A 16,938-nucleotide genomic window follows, 5' to 3' on the forward strand; every position below is an offset into this window, starting at 1 on the left:
CTTGTAGGTACCACCGGGCAGCCGGCATCGCGGGGGAGCACACATGTGGGGACGGGGCACGGTCCTCGGGGACCGGTACACGCTGACCGAGCGCATCGGCGGCGGCGGAATGGGCGAGGTGTGGCGTGCCGACGACTGCGTGCTCAGGCGGCAGGTCGCGGTGAAGGTCCTGCTCCCCGCCCTGCTCGACGCGCCCGGCTTCGCCGCCCGCTTCCGGCGCGAGGCCACCGTCCTCGCCTCGCTCAGCCACCCCGGCATCGTCGACGTCCACGACTACGGCGAGAGCCCCCTGGAGACGGGCGAGCGGGTCGCGTACATCGTCATGGGGCTCATCGAGGGCCGGACCCTCGGCGAGCTCCGCTCCCGGTCCGGCCCGCTCCCGCCCGAGCAGGCCCTCGACATCGCCGCCCAGGCCCTGGACGCGCTGCACGCCGCCCACCTGAGCGGGGTGACCCACCGCGACATCAAGCCGTCGAACCTGATGGTGGCCGAGGACGGGCGGGTGACCGTCACCGACTTCGGCATCGCCCGCTCCAGCGCGGCCACCTCCAGCATCACCGACTCCCACGCCGTCCTCGGCACTGCCCTGTACATGGCGCCCGAGCAGGCCGAGGGCCACGGCGCCGTCGCCGCCTCCGACCTCTACTCCATGGGCGTCGTCTGCTTCGAACTGCTCACCGGGGAACCGCCGTTCACCGGCGACTCGGTGATCGAGATCGCGCTCAAGCACGTCCGCGAGCCCGCGCCCGACCTCCCCGGCGAGTTCCCCGGGCCCGTACGCGCCTTCGTCGCCCGGGCACTGGCGAAGAAGCCCGAGGAGCGGTACACCGACGCCTCCGTGATGGCCGCTGCGGCCCGCCGGGCGGCGGCCGGCAGGCCCCTCGGCGAACTCGACGCCCCGGCCGGGCCGGTCGTCGCCGCGCACGCGGCCGCCAGGGAGCCCGCAGGCGGCGAGCGGAAGAAGTGGTGGCAGAAGCTCCGGGTTCCGGCGGTCGTCGTCGTGCCGGTCGCCGTGTCGGTCACGGTGACCGCCACGGTGGCCGTCACCGTCCTCCAGGTGGCGCCCTGGGCGCGGGACTCCGAGGCGCGGGGCGCGGGCGCGCAGCCCGCCGCGTCGGCGTCCGCCTCGACGCCCGGCGGCGCAGCCCCCGGCACGACCGCCCCCGGCGGTACGCAGTCCCCTCCGCCCGCGTCGGCGGCACCGCCGCCGACCCAGGACCCGGCGGCCGGCCAGGGCGGCGGCAGCACCGGCACGCCTCCCGGCGGCCCCGGCGGCGGGGGCGCGGCCCAACCGCCCGCCCCCGCCCCCGACCAGAACGCCGCAGGCGGCTCCCCGAGCGGCGGCAGCCCCTCGGGCGGTGGCACGCCGTCGGGCGGCAGCCCGTCCGGCGGGGGCGGCGGCTCGGGCTCGACCCCGCCCCAGGGCTGCGGCGGAGGCGTCTGGGGCGCCATCACCAGCGTCGGCGACGGCCTCAAGGTCGGCCTGGCCTCCAACAGCCAGGCGTCGGGGACGAAGGTGGTCATGGGCGGCACCACGGCCTTCGGCTGGGTGTACGAACGCGGCAGCTACGAGAGCTTCCGCGTGTGCTCCTCCAGCGGCCAGCCCCTCGCCCGCGCCCTCACCCACTTCGGTGAAACGGTGCGCGTGGAACTGGGCGGCGCGGGCGGCGGACTCTGGTGGAACCTGGAGCGCGTCCCGTCCTCGAACGCCTACACCATCAAGGACATCGCCTTCCAGGGCGGCTGCCTGACATCGAACGGCCAGGGCCGACAGCTCACGGTCACCCCCTGCACCGCGAACAACAAGTCCCAGCAGTGGCGGATCCCGTAGGCGCCGACAGTCCACCCGCCGGCCGCCCCGCCGGCCGCCCCGCTTCAGACGGAGGCCGTCAGGGCCCTGAGGAGGCGGCGGGCCTCCCGGGCGGAGGGGGCCGAGCCGGGGCGGGCCGCGAGGGTGTCGACGCCGGGGACGGTGCCGCGCGCGCCGCAGGCCGCGGCACAGTCCGCGGCCAGGGTCAGCAGCGGCACGTGCGGCCGTACGGGCCCGCCCGCACCCGGCGCCGCCAACAGCTCCGGGAGTGCCGCGGCCACCACCGGCCACACGGCGGCCGCGCCGCCCGGGGCCTCCGCAGCGTCCCGGAGGGACGCCGTGACCACCGGGAGCTTCAGCGTGCCGAGCAGCACCAGCCGGGCCAGGCCGGCGCCCAGCAGCGCCCCGTCGAGGCGGGCGCGCGCCGCCAGTTCGGCCAGCGCCTCCACCGCCGCGGCGCGGCCGGCGGCGGGCCGGGCCCCGAGCCCGTACGCCACGGCCAGGTGCACGGCGGGCCCGGCAGGGCCCGCGCTGCGGGCCAGCGCCGGCAGGAAGTCCGGGCTGCCGTCGCTGCTGCCGTTCTGGTCGGCGGTCGCCGCGACCTGCGCCAGCAGGCGCGACGCCACGATCTCCGGATGCCAGGGCAGCACGGCGGCGGCGTGCCGCTCGCGGGACCGCAGCAGCAGGTGGGTGCAGCCGATCAACGGCTCGAAGCGGCGGAACAGCGACCAGAACGGCCGCGGGAAGTCACCGCGCCCGGGGAGCTCCGCGGTCCCGACGAGGATGCGGCGCCCCACCCGGGCCCGCCGCCTCCGGCTCGGCGGCTCCGGCTCACCCGGCTCCCGCTCCACGCTGGGCGCGGGCTGCGGCAGCCCGCCGGCGCGCAGCCACGCGGCGACCCGCGGCCCCTCCGGCAGCTCCAGCTCCTCGGCGGCCGCCACCACGTCCGCGTCGGCAGGCCCGCCACCGCAGCGCAGCAGCGCCTGCCCGAGGTCGGCGGGCCCGGGCCGGACGCCCGCCTGCTCGTACTCCGTCAGCCGCATCACCAGCTCGCGCGGATCCAGCGTGCCGTCCGCGCTGTCGGACGTGGCCAGCAGCATCGGCACGGCCACCCCGCGGCGCAGCAGGGAGCAGACCTCCCCGGCACGGGCCGCGAGCACCAGGTCGACCGCCTCGTGCTGGCAGGTCTCCAGCCAGCGCGGTGCCACCGCCGGGCCCGGTTCGACCGGCCCCGCCGCGCTGCGGACCACCGCGAGGAGCCGCCTCGCGGCGGCGGCCTGGGGCTCGTACGGGCCGGGCCACTGCTCCACGACCGGCTGCAGAGCCGCGGCGAGCGCGCCCCGGTCCCGCCCGGCCAGGCGGACGACCGCGTCGAGCAGCGCCTCGTACTCGGGCACGCTGCCGCCGTCCCCGCCGATCAGCTCCCCGGCCGCCCGCGCCACCGCCTCCGCCGAGCGGCACCCGACTGCCCTGCCACCCCAGACGTCCACCCGCACCCTCCCGATTCCCTTCCCCTGCACAACGGTGCGGCGACGCTAACAGGGCAGGCTGACATCATGATCGGATGCATCCGATACCCCCCGTGCTCCCCGCCGGCGCCATGGGAGCGGCCGGCCAGCCGGAGTTCCCCCTCCGCGCCGGCTTCCTCCTGCGCCCCTGGCACGAGACCGGCGCCGACGCGGAAGCCCTGGCGGAATCCTGCCGAGACCCCGGCATCCGGCACTGGAACCGGCCCGAGGACCTGACACCCGCCACGGCCCGCGAGAAGATCGTCCAGTGGGGCCGGCGCTGGCGCGCCGAGGATGCGGCAGTCTGGGCGATCGCCCCGCCCCGCGGCGAGCGCCCGGTGGGCCTGGTCGGGCTGGGCGACGTCGACCTGGCGGGCGGCAGCGCCGAGTTCGTGTACTGGCTGCTGCCCGAGGGCCGGGGGCACGGCGTCATGGCCGCGGCCGTGGCCCGCGTCAGCCGGTGGGCCCTGGACGAACTGGGCCTGCACCGGCTGAGGATCACGCACTCCGTCAGGAACGAGGCCTCCTGCCGCGTCGCCCTCCAGGCGGGCTTCCCCCTGGAAGGCACCATGCGCAGCGCCCTGCTCCACGCCGACGGCTGGCACGACGAGCACCTGCACGCCCGCATCCACGGAGATCCGCAGACCGGCGGGTCCCCTGCTGCCTAAGAGCGGGAGGTGGGGCGGCGCGGCGGGGGGACGGCGCGCAGGACTTCCCACAGGGGGCGTGAGCCGGACGCCCAGAGGGCCAGGGCGTGGCGGTCGACCACGTGCAGGCGCTGCTGTGCGGCGAAGGCCACCGCCGGCCTGGTGACCCGGCCGTTCGTCACGATCACCGCGACGTCGGCACCGTGCACCTGGCGGGCGGTGCCGTTGAGGACCTGCAGGTCGGGCGTGCCCGCCGCCGAGCCGTCCAACCCCTTGGCGCGGTGCTTGCACTGGATCACCCAGCGCCGGCCGAAGGGGTCGGTGGCCTTCACGTCGGCGCCCAGATCCCCGCCGCCCCCGACCCGGACTGCGTTTGCGCAGCCGTCCCGGCGCATCAGGTCCCGTACCGCGTCCTCGAAGCGCGAGTGGTGCAGGGCGTCCAGCTGGGGGAGCCCGTAGCGCAGCCCCTGCGCGCGGACCGCTTCCCACCGCGCCCGCTGCTGCGCCCGGTGCAGCCGGGCGGCGCCGGCCGCCACCGCGAGGACGCCGAGCGCGATCAGGACCCACCAGTGGGTCAGCAGCCAGTCGACGACGGCCGCCACGAGGGCGAACGCCCAGGCCGCGACCACGACGAGGCCGGCTGTGCGCTCCTGTGCGCGCTGCCGCCGGGCGGTCCTGCGGGTGCGCCGCCGCACCGGCGGGCGCCTGCCCCCGGGCGCTCGCGGCCTGCGGGCGCGCGGGCTCATCGGCTGGCCCGGGTGACGCCGCCGGCCGGCTGCCCCAGGACGTCCAGGATTCCGCGGCCGATCGGGGTGGGCGCGAGCAGGACGCCCAGCGCCAGGATGATGAGGGCCGTGGTCCGCTCCTCCACCCGGCTGCGGGCCTGGGTACGCCGGCGCAGGCGGAAGAAGACGACGACCGCGAGCAGCACGGCCACGTTGATCGTCAGCAACCGTCCAGACCTCCCCGAGCACGGCCGTGACGGCCGCCGACTCCAGCAGCCCTCTGTGTAGCCGGGTGGAGCCGAAGCGCGTGTGCCCTTCGCCGCGCTTGGCGTGAAATGGGCGGGCTTGGCCGGATGGGGTGGGTGTGTGTGCGGACGGGTGTCCGGCCGTCGCACGTGCGTCGCCCTGGCGGGCCCGTCGCGTCAGAGGTTCCGGAGGGTGCCGGTGGGGCGGTCCCAGCGGGAGCGGGTCGCGCCGAAGCCCGTTTCGTGGACCCACACGTGGGTGCACCCCGGGCACTGGAGGTGGAGCAGGCTGCCGGTGTTGGTCAGCAGGTAGCGCCAGTGGTCCGGGCACGTCCGCCGATCCGCGCACGGCCCGCACGCGCGGGCGTCGTCGCAGCGCGGGCAGGGCACCCAGGCGCGGCGGCCCGGGTCGGCCTGCGGATCAAGCGGCAGCACGGCCACCGCCCGGGCGGCGGGGGAGCACCCCGGCGGCGACGAGGCCGTCGTAGGTCCGCTGCTGGTCGGCGTCGAGGCCCGAGTACAGCAGGTCGTACGCCTGCTCCTCGCCGCGCAGTACCTCGACCGGGTCCCAGTCGGGCCCGAGGGCGGCGAGGACCTGGGCGCGCCGCTGGATCTCCTGCGCGGTCAGGTCGACGTCGAAGCCGACGAGGGCGCCGGGGCCGGGCTCGGGGGCGGAGGTCTGGTCGTGGGGGGCCATACCCAGGAACTTAGGTATGCCTTCCTTGGTACGTCAAGAGAGGGTGGGGGGAGTCACAGCCGGGCTCCGGCGGCACCGCAAGGGGGCTCCCCGCCCCCTTGCCGTGCGGGGGGCGCACGGCAGGGGCGGGGAGCGCGGCGGCACGGGAGGGGCGGAGGCGAGGGGGGCGGGGGGCAGGGGGCCCGCGGTCAGCGTTCCGCGGCGGCCACGGGGACCGGCGGGCGGGACAGGCGGGTGAGGGCCGTTTCCGCGCGGTTCGCCTTCAGAGCCTCGTACGCGAGGCGGAGCGCCTCGGCGCGGACGGGGCGCCGGGCCGCGCAGGCCGACAGGTCGCCGGCGCACTGGAGCTCCCACCGGGGGAACCGGCGCCGCGCCGTGGCGACGGGGGCGCTGGGCGCGAAGTACAGCATGGTGGTGTTCTCGTGCGGGTTGTGCGCCGAGCCCTCGTAGACCATGAGGCCGGCCGTCTCCAGCCGGTCGGCGAGCCGGGTGAGGACGGGCTCCTCGGCGCGGGCCATGAACAGCCCGACGTGGTTCTCGAAGCCGTGGACGCGCTCTTCGGAACTCACGTCGTCCTTGTAGCCGGGGCTGCACCGCGGGAAGAGGAAGACCTCCACCTCGGGCGCGGGGCCGGGCGTGACGCGCAGCCGCGTCACCCGTATGTCGGTGTCCTCCGGAAGCCAGTGACGCTCCACCAGACGGCGCTTGACCAGCACGCTAGGTATGGTGGCCGAGGCAGCCCACCCGTTCTCGGCGAAGTACGCGAGAGCGGAATCCACTGTTTCGGGGAACAGTAGTGTCGCGCAATGCGAAACGACGCAACCGCTCTTGATTTCCCGTCGGAGTTCGCCGGGTATCCAGGGCGGCAGGAGGGCGTCCAGTGATTTGTGGGAGGCGTGGAGGGCGTAGTCAACAGCATGCTGGAGCCGCTGGACGTCGCACGGTTCGAACGTAACGTCATGCATGTCGCAGCCTTTCTGTTGCCGACACCTCGATTAAAGCCATGTCACCCGTCAGGAGGCACACGGCCGTACTCTGAACGGGTGAGGGTGAGTTGTTGACCTGCACACCTTCACTTCGCCCGAACGCGGCGGTGGTGCCTTTCCGACAACCGCCGCAGTTTGCGGGCAGGGGTCTTTCTCGGGAGGTAAGGGAATGTCTCTGGTCGGCACGCGGAATCCTCCGCGCATCCTCATAGCCGGCGCCGGAATCGGCGGATTGACGACCGCGCTGAGTCTTCATGCGGCGGGACTGCGCGACGTGCGGATCGTGGAGGCGTGCCCGAATCTCCGGGCCGTCGGGGCGGGAATCAACCTCCAGCCCGCCGCCGTCCGCGAACTCACCGAACTCGGCCTCGGCCAGGCCCTCGACGCCTGCGCCGTGGCCACCGGCCGCCTGGAGTTCCACCACCGCTACGGCGGCCTGATCTGGTCCGAGCCCCGCGGCCGCGACGCCGGCTACCACTGGCCGCAGTACTCGGTGCACCGCGCGGCCCTCCAGGAGCTGCTCCTCGCCGCCGTGCGCGAACGCCTGGGCCCGCAGGCCCTGTCCACCGGCCGCAGGCTCCTCCGCTACGAGCACGCAGGCGAGACCGCCCGGGGCCGCAAGACAGCCCCGGCCGCAGTCCTCGCCTTCCTGGACGGGGAGACCGAGCCGACCGCCTGCGACCTGCTCATCGGCGCCGACGGCATCAACTCGGCCGTGCGGGCCACGATGTACCCCGACGAGGGCCCGCCCCTGCGCAACGGCATCTCCATGTGGCGCGGCGTCACGGAGGCGCCGCCCTTCCTCGACGCCCGCACCATGGTCATCATCGGCTGCAACGCGCGCGTCAAGGCCGTCGTCTACCCCGTCACCAGGCCCGGCCCGGACGGCCGCTGCCTGCTCAACTGGGTCGTCGAGGCCCGCACGGCCGACGACCCGTCCGCGGACGACCCGCGCGGCGGAGCCGACTGGGACCGCTCCGTCCCCGCCGACGAGGTCCTCGCCCACCTCGACGGCTGGCGCAGCGACTTCCTCGACCTGCACGCCGTCGTCTCCGCGGCCCCCCTCATCGGGCGCTACCCGATGATCGACCGCGACCCGCTGCCCACCTGGCGCGACGGCCGCGCCGTCCTGCTCGGCGACGCCGCCCACCCCGTCTACCCGACCGGCTCCAACGGCGCCTCGCAGGCCATCGTCGACGCCCGCGTCCTCGCCTGGGCGCTCGCCCGCCACGGCGTGGAGCAGGCCCTCGCCCGGTACGAGGCCACCCGCCTCCCGCAGACCACCCGCGTCCTCGGCGCGCACCGCCGCCTGGAACCCGACCCGGTGCTCCGGCAGGTCGAGGCGCTCGCCCCCGACGGCTTCCGCGACATCCGGCACGTGCTGCCCGACGACCGGCTCGACGACATCCGCTCCTGCACGCGCCAGGTCACCGGAACCGACGCCACCGCGCTCAACGAGCGGTCCTCCTGGAGCGTGACCGCATGACCGCCCACCGCCCACCCGGCCCCCGCACGCGCCGCCCCTCCGCCGGCCGTACGGGCGGCCCCCGCGCCGCCGGGGCGGCCGCCGGCGGGCTCGCCGGAGCCGCCGTCCTCCTCGCCGTCCTGCTGCCCGCGCTCGCCCCACCCGCCGCCACCGCGACCGCCGAAGCCCGCCCCGCGGCCACGGCGGCCGACGCGGCCGCCTGCACCGGGGAGGGAGCGGCGGCCACCGACGGCGGGCGCACCTGCACCCGGTACGGGCCCGCCGCGCGACTCGGCCGCGGCACCGTCCGCACGTACACCGCATACGCCGGCGGCGTCCCCAAGGAACTCGGCGTGTCCCTCGGTGCAGCAGCGCTCACCGCCCTCCCCTCCGCCCCCACCGACGGCCGGCACTGCCACGACGCCGACGGCGACGGCAGCACCGACACCCGCCACGAGTGCGTCGGCGGCCACAGCCTCGAACTGGCCCTGCCCGCAGCGCCGCCCGACGCGCCCGGACTGCCGTACCAGTGGGCCCTGTTCAACTGGAACCCGCACGGCCACAGCCCGCACGGCCGCTACGACGTCCCCCACTTCGACGTGCACTTCTACCTCGTCCCGCGCGAGGTCCGCGCCGCCATCCGCACCGGCAGCTGCGCCCTCCTCATCGACTGCGGCCAGCTCGCCGAGGCGGCCGAGCCGGTGCCGGCCGCCTTCCTGCCGGCCGGGTACCCGGCGAGCAGCCCGCAGACCGCCGAGGGCGCCATGGGCGCCCACCTTGACAGCCGCCCGCCGACCTCGGGCACGCTCAGCGGCCAGACGTTCATCTACGGGGCGTACGGCGGTGAGATCGTCTTCATGGAGCCCATGCTCACCAAGGACTTCCTGCTGCGGCACCGCACGCCGGCCGGGCACCGCACCTGCGAGCCCGTTCCCCAGCCGGCGGCCTGGCGGATCCCGGGCTGGTACCCCACCCGCTACTGCACCGCCTACCGTCCCGCCGAACGCGACTACACCGTCTCCCTGACGGACTTCGCCCCCTCGGCAGGCCTGCGCGGCCACGCCGCCGCCGACGCCCCCTGACACCCGCGGCCCCGGCGCACCCGCGTGGCGCAGCCGGGGCCCACGGCAGACAGCCGCCACAATCAGACTGTCGTTTATGCCGTCTTGTCACCCATTTGGGGGCTTGTCCATGTACGCAGCCGTCGTCCACGCCCTGGGAGAACCACCCCGGTACGCAACGGTGCCCGAACCGGCCCCCGCCGCCGGCGAGGTCGTCGTGGAGGTACTGGCCGCGGCGCTGTACCCGCTCGTGCGCTCCTTCGCCTCGGGCGGCCACTACACCGGCGCCACGGCGCTGCCGCTCGTCCCCGGCTTCGACGCGGTCGCCCGCACCGCCGGCGGCGAACTCGTCTACGTCCCCGGGCTGGAGCCCCCGCACGGCACCATGGCCGAGCGCATCGCCGTGCCCGCCACCGCCCTCATGCAGCTGCCCGACGGGCTCGACCCGGTCGCCGTCGCCGCTGCCGTCAACCCCGCCTCGTCCGCGTGGATCGCGCTGCGCGAACGCGGCCGGCTCCGCACCGGGGAAACCGTCCTCGTGCTCGGCGCCACCGGGAACGCCGGCCGGGCCGCGGTCCGCCTCGCGCGCGACCAGGGGGCGGGAACCGTCGTCGCGGCCGGACGGGACCGGGAGGCGCTGCGGCGCACCGAGGAGCTCGGAGCCGACCGCACCGTGTCCCTGACCGGGCCGGACGAGGACGTCGCCGCCGCGTTCGGCGCCGCGGCGGCCGAGGCCGACCTCGTCCTGGACTACCTGTGGGACCGGCCCGCCGAACTCGCCCTCGACGGGATCCTCCGCCACCGCGCCGACCTCGCGCGGCCCCTGCGCTGGGTGCAGGTCGGCTCGGCCGCCGGCGCCGACATGACCCTCCCCGCCGCCTGGCTGCGCAAGGCCGACGTCCACGTCTGCGGCAGCGGCCTCGGCTCCATCTCAGGCGCCCGACGCACCGCCTGCCTGCGCGAACTGCTCGACCGGCTGCCCGCCCTGGAACCCACCACCGAGCCCGTCACCGTGCCGCTGGCCGACGTGGAGACCGCCTGGCAGGCCCCCGTGCGCTCCGGCACCCGCATCGTGTTCACCACCCCCGCGGCCGAAGCGGACCCCGCCGCCGGCACCCGCCGCCGGGCCGCGTCCGCCGAAGGCACCGGAACACGCGAAGCCGTCTGACGTCGCGGCCCCGCCGGGCCGTACCAGCGGCGGCGGCGTCGGCCCCGGCCCCGGACATGTCACAGGGCCGCCCGGCGCTCCGTTGCGCCGGGCGGCCCGGTCCGGGGGCCCGACGGCCGGCGGCCCCTCAGGGCCCAGGGGCTCTGGGGCTCGGCGGCTCAGGGCCTGATGTCGTCGCAGGCGACCACCAGGTGCCGCGGCCCGCGCAGCACCGCGTTCTGCCGGTAGGGCGGCGGGTCCTCCAGCAGCCGCGGGTTGTGCAGCCGGCGCGCCAGCTCGCTCAGCGCGAGCTGCGCCTCCAGCCGCGCCAGCGGCGCGCCGAAGCAGCTGTGGATGCCGCTGCCCAGTCCCAGGTGCTGGATGTCCCTGCGGTCGGGGTCGAAGCGGTCGGGGTTCTCGAAGCGCTTCGGGTCCCGGTTCCCCGCCGCCAGCACCAGCCACATCGGCGCCCCCTTGGGGATGGTCACCCCGCACACCTCGATGTCGCAGAGGGGCGTGCGCTGCGGCAGCAGCTGGACCGGCGGCTCGTACCGCAGCAGCTCCTCCACCAGCGGCACCGCCAGCTGCGGCTCCCGCCGCAGCCGCTCCAGCACGTCCGGATGGCGCAGGAGCGTCAGCATGCCGTTCGTGATCAGGTTGACGGTCGTCTCATGGCCGGCGATCAGCAGCAGCGCCGCCGTGCTGAGCAGCTCCATCGTCGACATCGTCTCGCCCTGGCCGTGCCCGGCCGCCAGTTGGGACAGCATGTCGTCGCCGGGGTTCTTGCGCCGCTCCTCGATCAGGCCGGCCAGGTACATGCCCAGTTCCATCCGGGCGCTGCTCGTCGCCTTCTCCCGCTGCTCCGCGTCGGCGTCCGGATCGGGGTCCAGGCTCGCGGCGAGCGTGTCGGCCCACACGTGGAAGCGGGCCTCGTCCTCCCGCGGCACACCGAGCAGCCGGCAGATCACCGTCACCGGGAACGGGTACGAGAACTGGTCGACCAGGTCGATGCCGTTCCCGTCCCCCTCACCGGATCTGCTCCTGCCGTCCGCCAGCCCGTCGATCAGGCCCTTCACGATCGACCCCAGCTCCCCCCGCATCCCGTCGATGCGGCGCGGCGAATGGGGCGGCCCGAACGGCCGGTTCGTCATCCGGCGCAGCCGGTCGTGCTCGGGCGGGTCCAGCTTCAGGAAGCTCGGCGGCAGCTGCTGCTCGCCCTCCTCCTGCCCGGCCAGCGGGTCGCCGGCCGCCGCGCCGCGGTTGCGGGTGTCGGAGCTCAGGCGCGGGTCGTGCAGCAGGCCGTGGATCTCGTGGTACGTGCTGACCACGTACGGCCCCTCCCCGTCGTGGAAGACGGGCGTCCTGCGCAGCTCCTCGTACAGCGGGTACGGGTTCGCGCGGTTCGAGTAGTCCAGGATCTGACTCAGGATCCCTTGCTTCATGACAGGTCCTCCGGGGGACGTACGGGCGGTCAGTTCCCGGCGGGGGTGAAGGTCATCCGGCGGTCGGCCGGCGAGTACCCGCTGAGGGTCACCGTCGGGCCGTGCGTGGGGATTGACGGGTCCGGGAACTCCGCCGGCACCGGCCGGCTGCCCTCGGGGCGCCGGTCGACGTTCGTGAACTCGGGCGGGAAGGGCGCCGTCGCCTCGATCTGCCGCTGGTAGAAGTCCAGCCAGCGCGCGTTGTCGAAGGTGACCGCCCCGATGATCCGGCCCTGGTAGCCGTACACCCCCGCGAACCGGCGCTCGCCCAGGGACCCCTGAGTGATCATGATCTCGGTGCCCATCGTCGGGACGCCGACGGACTTGACGTTCACCCCGAACTGGGAGGACCAGAAAGCGGGAACCCAGATGTGCGGGCGCCGGCCGGCGCTGTTGCTGAGCATGTTGTGGGCCGCCGTCTCGGCCTGCGAGACCGCGTTCCCCCAGTGCTCCAGCGACAGGAACTGGTAGCCGAACAGCGGGTGCGGCGAGCGGGCGACATCGCCCGCCACGTAGATGTCGTCGGTGACGATGCCCGTGATGCCGAACGCGCGGCAGCCGGCGTCGCAGGCGATGCCGCGCGGTCCCGCGCCGAGCCCGGAGCCGGCCAGCCACTCGGTGTTGCGCTGCGCGCCCAGGCACACCACGACCACGTCGCACTCGACGACCGCGCCGTCGGAGAGGTGCGCGGCCCGGACCCGGCCGCCCGCATCGCCTTCGAGGCGGGTGACCATCACCCCGGTGCGCAGGTCCACCCCGTGCTCGCGGTGCATCCCGGCGGCCACCGCCCCGATCACCCCGCCGAGCGCGCCGACCAGCGGGGCGTCGGCCCGCTCCGCGACCGTGACCTCCAGGCCGCGCTCCCGGCAGGCCGAGGCGATCTCGGAGCCGGTGAACCCGGCGCCGATGACCAGGACGCGGCGCGGCCCGGCCTCCAGCCGCCGCGCCAGGCCGGCGCCGTCCGCGCGGGTGCGGAGCACGAACACGCCGTCGAGTTCGCCCTCCGCCTCGTTCGGCCACGGCCGGGCCCGCACGCCGGTGGCGATCAGCAGCCGGTCGTAGGGCACCTCGTCGCCGTCGGCGAGCTTCACCCGGCGCCCGGCCATGTCGAGGCCACTCGCGGGCACGCCGAGGCGCCACTCCGCCTCGATCGCGCGGCGGCGCGGCAGCGCCGTGTTCTCGGCTCTGGCCATGCCCAGCAGTACCTGTTTGGACAGGGGCGGCCGGTCGTACGGCTCGTACGGCTCGTCCCCGACCATCGTCAGGGTGCCCTTGAAGCCCTTCTCCCGCAGGGTCTCCGCGGCCCGCAGGCCGGCCAGCGAGGCACCCACGACGACGATCCGCCCGCTCCTCTTGAGGGCCTCCAGCTCCGACTCAGGCATCGGCGGCCTCCGCGTCCTCGACGAGGATGGCCTGCACGGGGCACGCCGCGGCCGCCTGGGCGACCCGCTCCCGCTGGGCGGCCTCGGCCTGCGGGTCGTACAGCAGCCCTTCGTCGCCGTGCATGGCGAAGACGTCGGGGGCCAGGAAGGCGCACTGGGCGTACCCCTGGCATCGGTTCAGATCGACGACGAGTCTGAGCAAGGTGCGGTCCTTTCACTGGCCCCCGCGCTTCCCCGGGCCAGCGTGCGGCCTGCGGCCCGGGAAGGCCCGCCGGGGGGTGCCGTTGGAGTGAGGGCTACGCGGCCGTCCGACGCCGGCGCCGGGCCGCACGCAGGATGTACACGCTGACGGCCAGGGCCCATGCCGGGAAGACCAGCTCGGTCCACGGCACGGCCGAGCCGACGAACAGCAGGACCAGCCCCGCGGCATAGCCCGCGGCGGTCAGCCCGCGCGGCATGACGCCCATGCGCCGTCCGATCGCCGACGTCGCGAACACGAAGACCGCGGCCATCCGCATGGCGTAGGTGGTCATCAGCGTGTAGGCGAAGTGACGGCCGAACGACTCGGGCTCACCGGCGGAGAGCACGGTCCCGGCCGCGGCCGTGGCGGCGAAGAGGGACGCGACGAAGACCAGCCCGCTGCCGAGGAAGACCGTCGCGAAGAACCGGTCCTCCGCCGCTCCGGTGTGCTCGCGCAGCGCCCCCATGAACCACAGGAAGGCGATCCCGGCGAACGGGACGAGCTCGACCGCCGCCCGCAGCGCACCCTCCCGGCCCGGCGCGACGGCCACGGAGGCCCCGCCGCCGCCCGACGGCAGAGCGGACCGTACGAGGACGATGGCGGCGGCGAGCAGCACGGCGAAGGCCACTCCGGCGAGGCCCGCGGCCCCCGGCGTGCCCAGCCGCGTCTCCGACGGTGCATCCGGCAGGGTTTCTCTCATGCCCCCAGCAAGCCGCCGCCGGCGCCGCACTGCCAGCGGGACCGCGCACTCGGGTGAGGGGCGCCGCACCCCGCCAGGGCGGCCGCCGCACGCCGCGTCACCGGCGAGTCATCGCCGACCTCGCCGGCGAACTCGGCGAGGCCCCGGGCGGCGCCGCGGCCCCCTGACCCGGGGCCCGGCGGCCGCCGGGCCCCGCTACCACGGCAGGTCGCGCAGCTGCTGCACGCACAGCAGCACGAACAGCAGACCGGCGGCGCCCAGCATGCCGTTGCTGACCGCCCCGCTGCGCCATTCGGCGGGCGTGCGGGCCGAGTTGAGCAGCCACACCAGCGTCAGCGCCAGGAACGGCATGAACAGCGCGCCGATCACCCCGTACACGACGACAAGCCCGAACGGCTGGTCCAGGAACAGCAGGCTGACCGGCGGGAACGTCAGCCACAGCAGGTACGCCCGGAACGGCAGCGACTTCTCGGCGCTCCGCCCCTCCGGGACCAGCGACGGCCGCAGTTTGCCCACGAAGTCCGCGAACATCAGGCTCACCCCGTGCCAGACGCCGATCAGCGAGGTGAACGAGGTGGCGAAGAACCCGATCAGGAACAGCTTGGCGGTGGTGTCCCCGTACGTCTGCGCGAGGACGGTCCCGAGGTCGAGCAGCCCCCGGTCGCCCCTGGCGAGCGCGATGCCGGAGGAGTGCAGCAGCTCGGCGCCGACGAACAGCATCGCCACCACGAACACGCCGGTGGTCAGGTAGGCCACCCGGTTGTCGAGCCGCATCACCTTCATCCAGCCGGTGTCCCGCCACCCCTTGGCGTTGACCCAGTAGCCGTACGCGGCGAGCGTGATGGTCCCGCCGACGCCGCCGATCAGGCCGAGCGTGTAGACCAGCGACCCCTCCGGCAGGACGGGCACCAGGCCGGCGACCGCGGCCCCCAGGTGCGGGGTGACCCGGACCGCGAGGTACACCGTCACCGCGAACATGACGCCGACCAGGACCGTCATGACCTTCTCGAACGCGGCGTACCGGTTGAACCAGACGAACACCAGCCCCACCAGTCCGCACAGCACCGCCCACGCCTTCAGGTCCAGCGTGCCCGGGAAGAGCGCCGCCAGCGGCAGCGCGCTCGACGACATCGCGGCCGCGCCGTACACGAACCCCCAGACGACGACGTACCCGGCGAAGTACACGGTCGTCCACGAGCCGAGGCTGCGCCAGCCGTCGAACAGGGTGCGGCCCGTGGCCAGGTGCCAGCGGCCGACGGCCTCGGCCAGCGAGATCTTCACCAGGCAGCCGATGACCGCCGCCCACAGCAGCGTGTAGCCGAACCTGCCGCCCGCGATGAGGGTCGCCACGAGGTCGCCGGCGCCGACGCCGGTCGCCGCGACGACGATCCCCGGGCCGATCGACCGCCAGCCCGCCCTGCGGGGAGGCACCCCGCCGCGCGCCCCCGTCCCGGTCGTGGTCGTGTCCGCCATCCGCGCCCGCCTTCCCGTCCGTCCTGCACCGGCTCCGACGGGCCACGAAAGGCGCTGCGCGCCCCGCGCGCAAGAGGGCTTTTCAGCCAGTGCCGCCCGGCACGCCCGCCGGGCCCGCGGCCGGCCCGCTGGCGCCCCTGCCCGCCGGCCGTACGCGGCGCCGCCCGCCGGCCCCGGTGCGCCCGCCGCCCCGGGGCCACAGGTGCCGCAGCAGGCCGGCGGCCGCGAGCGCGGCGACCAGCGCGCAGACCGCCCCCCACCCGCACGCCGCGTACAGGCGCACGCCGAGCCACGACCCTCCCGTACCGCCCAGGTAGGCGCACATCATGTACGCCGTGGTGAGCCTGCTGAGCGAGCCCTCCCGCAGGGCGTACACCCGCGCCTTGTTGGCGACCATCCCGCCCTGCATGGCGACGTCCAGCAGCAGCGTGCCCGCCGCCAGCGCGGCCAGGCCCGGCAGACCGCCCAGCCCGCCCGCCGCCAGCACCGCGGCCGACACGGCGACCCCGGCGAGGGCCGCCAGGTTCACCGGCCCAGGCCCGTGCCGGTCGACGAGCCGGCCCGCGTACGGCGTGCACAGCATGGTCACCGCGCCGACCAGGGCGAGCACGCCGACCGCCTGCGCCCCGTACCCGTACACCGGACCCGTCAGGAGCAGCGCCACGCTCGTCCAGACGGCCGAGAACGCCCCGAAAGCGGCCGCCTGGCAGAAGCAGGAGCGGCGCAGCTCCGGCTCCGCGCGCAGCAGCCGCAGCGGCTCGGCGAGGAACTCCCGGTACGGCCTGCGGGCGTCGGCGGCCGCGGGGGCGGTGGCGGGGACCGCGTACGCCACGACCACGGCCAGGAGCAGCGCGACGGCCGCGGCCACCAGGTAGGGCGCCCGCCAGCCGAGCCATTCGCCGAGGACGCCGCCGAACGCGCGGGCCAGCAGCATGCCGCCGGTGGAGCCGCTGAGCAGGGCGCCGAGAACCGCCCCCCGCCGGTCGGGCGCGACCAGCCCGGCGGCGAGCGGGCTGATGACCTGTGCGGCCACCGTGGCCAGGCCGATCAGGGCGCTCGCGGCGACCAGCGCCGGCAGCGCCGGGGCGCAGCCGGCGGCCAGCAGGGCCAGACCGGTGACGGCGAGCAGGACCACCAGCAGCGAGCGGTGCGGGAAGCGGTCCCCGAGCGGCACCAGCAGCACCATGCCCGCGGTGTAGCCGATCTGGGTGGCGGTCACCACGAGGGACGCGGCGTCGGGGGACACCCCCAGGCCGTCCGCGATCAGCGGGGCGATGGCCTGCGGGAAGTACAGGTTGCCGACGGCCACGGCGCCGGTCACGGCCAGGAGCAGCAGCAGCCTGCGGCTCATCCGGCCGCCCCCGGGAGGA

At 75.6% G+C, this 16,938-nt stretch carries 17 protein-coding genes; 5 read left to right on the plus strand and 12 right to left on the minus strand.

All coding sequences use genetic code 11. The features are described from left to right. The first annotated feature begins 43 nt into the window (after positions 1-43). Entirely contained in the window at positions 44-1,831 is a 1,788-nt protein-coding gene (locus C0216_RS33460) for a protein kinase domain-containing protein (RefSeq protein WP_162793198.1), read from the plus strand. Positions 1,832-1,875: 44 nt separating this feature from the next. Here C0216_RS33460 and C0216_RS14045 read toward each other — a convergent pair whose 3' ends face one another. Further along, entirely contained in the window at positions 1,876-3,300 is a 1,425-nt protein-coding gene (locus C0216_RS14045; protein ID WP_162793199.1) for a hypothetical protein, read from the minus strand. A gap of 74 nt (positions 3,301-3,374) precedes the next feature. Here C0216_RS14045 and C0216_RS14050 point away from each other — a divergent pair, with 74 nt between their 5' ends. Next, positions 3,375-3,986 carry a GNAT family N-acetyltransferase gene (locus tag C0216_RS14050; RefSeq protein ID WP_114055608.1) on the plus strand — a complete coding sequence of 204 codons (612 nt, stop codon included), beginning with the start codon at positions 3,375-3,377 and terminating at the stop codon, positions 3,984-3,986. On the opposite strand, the gene C0216_RS14055 is transcribed toward C0216_RS14050, so the two are convergent. The 5 genes from C0216_RS14055 to C0216_RS14075 all read right to left on the minus strand — a co-directional run bounded on the left by C0216_RS14055 (position 3,983) and on the right by C0216_RS14075 (position 6,348). Next, the gene (locus C0216_RS14055; protein WP_114055609.1) at positions 3,983-4,711 is read right to left on the minus strand and encodes a restriction endonuclease; all 729 of its coding nucleotides are present in this window, start codon (positions 4,709-4,711) and stop codon (positions 3,983-3,985) included. The two genes, C0216_RS14050 and C0216_RS14055, sit on opposite strands and share 4 nt — an antisense overlap. Beyond that, positions 4,708-4,917 carry a hypothetical protein gene (locus C0216_RS14060; RefSeq protein ID WP_114055610.1) on the minus strand — a complete coding sequence of 70 codons (210 nt, stop codon included), beginning with the start codon at positions 4,915-4,917 and terminating at the stop codon, positions 4,708-4,710. Before C0216_RS14060 ends, C0216_RS14055 begins: the two co-directional genes overlap by 4 nt. A 195-nt stretch (positions 4,918-5,112) precedes the next feature. Then, a complete protein-coding gene (locus C0216_RS14065) occupies positions 5,113-5,370 on the minus strand; it encodes a hypothetical protein (RefSeq protein ID WP_114058661.1) in 258 nt (85 codons plus the stop codon). Beyond that, on the minus strand, positions 5,357-5,632 hold the full coding sequence (locus C0216_RS14070) for a DUF6400 family protein (RefSeq protein ID WP_114055611.1): 276 nt from the start codon (positions 5,630-5,632) through the stop codon (positions 5,357-5,359). The genes C0216_RS14065 and C0216_RS14070 overlap by 14 nt, the downstream gene beginning before the upstream one ends. A gap of 188 nt (positions 5,633-5,820) precedes the next feature. Further along, on the minus strand, positions 5,821-6,348 hold the full coding sequence (locus C0216_RS14075) for a hypothetical protein (RefSeq protein WP_114055612.1): 528 nt from the start codon (positions 6,346-6,348) through the stop codon (positions 5,821-5,823). A 439-nt stretch (positions 6,349-6,787) separates the two neighbouring features. On the opposite strand from C0216_RS14075, the gene C0216_RS14080 reads away from it, so the two are divergent. From C0216_RS14080 to C0216_RS14090, 3 genes are all read left to right on the plus strand, one after another. After that, positions 6,788-8,104, plus strand: coding sequence for an FAD-dependent monooxygenase (locus C0216_RS14080; RefSeq protein ID WP_114055613.1), 1,317 nt, complete (start codon positions 6,788-6,790; stop codon positions 8,102-8,104). Next, positions 8,101-9,165, plus strand: a complete 1,065-nt coding sequence (locus C0216_RS14085; RefSeq protein ID WP_114055614.1) for a hypothetical protein — start codon at positions 8,101-8,103, stop codon at positions 9,163-9,165. The genes C0216_RS14080 and C0216_RS14085 overlap by 4 nt, the downstream gene beginning before the upstream one ends. Before the next feature lie 103 nt (positions 9,166-9,268). After that, positions 9,269-10,312 (plus strand): quinone oxidoreductase family protein, encoded by a 1,044-nt coding sequence (locus C0216_RS14090; RefSeq protein ID WP_162793201.1) that lies wholly within the window; start codon positions 9,269-9,271, stop codon positions 10,310-10,312. Positions 10,313-10,470: 158 nt separating this feature from the next. Here C0216_RS14090 and C0216_RS14095 read toward each other — a convergent pair whose 3' ends face one another. The 6 genes from C0216_RS14095 to C0216_RS14125 form a co-directional block, all read right to left on the minus strand. Beyond that, entirely contained in the window at positions 10,471-11,733 is a 1,263-nt protein-coding gene (locus tag C0216_RS14095) for a cytochrome P450 (RefSeq protein WP_114055616.1), read from the minus strand. Between the two features lie 29 nt (positions 11,734-11,762). Then, a complete protein-coding gene (locus tag C0216_RS14100) occupies positions 11,763-13,154 on the minus strand; it encodes an NAD(P)/FAD-dependent oxidoreductase (RefSeq protein WP_114055617.1) in 1,392 nt (463 codons plus the stop codon). Continuing rightward, positions 13,147-13,356 (minus strand): ferredoxin, encoded by a 210-nt coding sequence (locus tag C0216_RS14105; protein WP_114055618.1) that lies wholly within the window; start codon positions 13,354-13,356, stop codon positions 13,147-13,149. The genes C0216_RS14100 and C0216_RS14105 overlap by 8 nt, the downstream gene beginning before the upstream one ends. A 94-nt stretch (positions 13,357-13,450) precedes the next feature. After that, complete coding sequence (locus C0216_RS14110; RefSeq protein ID WP_114055619.1) at positions 13,451-14,095, minus strand: hypothetical protein; 645 nt, start codon at positions 14,093-14,095, stop codon at positions 13,451-13,453. A 195-nt stretch (positions 14,096-14,290) separates the two neighbouring features. Continuing rightward, positions 14,291-15,568, minus strand: a complete 1,278-nt coding sequence (locus tag C0216_RS14120; protein ID WP_114055620.1) for an Nramp family divalent metal transporter — start codon at positions 15,566-15,568, stop codon at positions 14,291-14,293. 82 nt (positions 15,569-15,650) lie between these two features. Then, positions 15,651-16,919 (minus strand): MFS transporter, encoded by a 1,269-nt coding sequence (locus C0216_RS14125; RefSeq protein WP_114055621.1) that lies wholly within the window; start codon positions 16,917-16,919, stop codon positions 15,651-15,653. Between the last annotated feature and the right edge of the window lie 19 nt (positions 16,920-16,938).

Origin of the sequence: Streptomyces globosus (assembly GCF_003325375.1) — a bacterium.
Taxonomy (GTDB): Bacteria; Actinomycetota; Actinomycetes; order Streptomycetales; family Streptomycetaceae; genus Streptomyces; species Streptomyces globosus_A.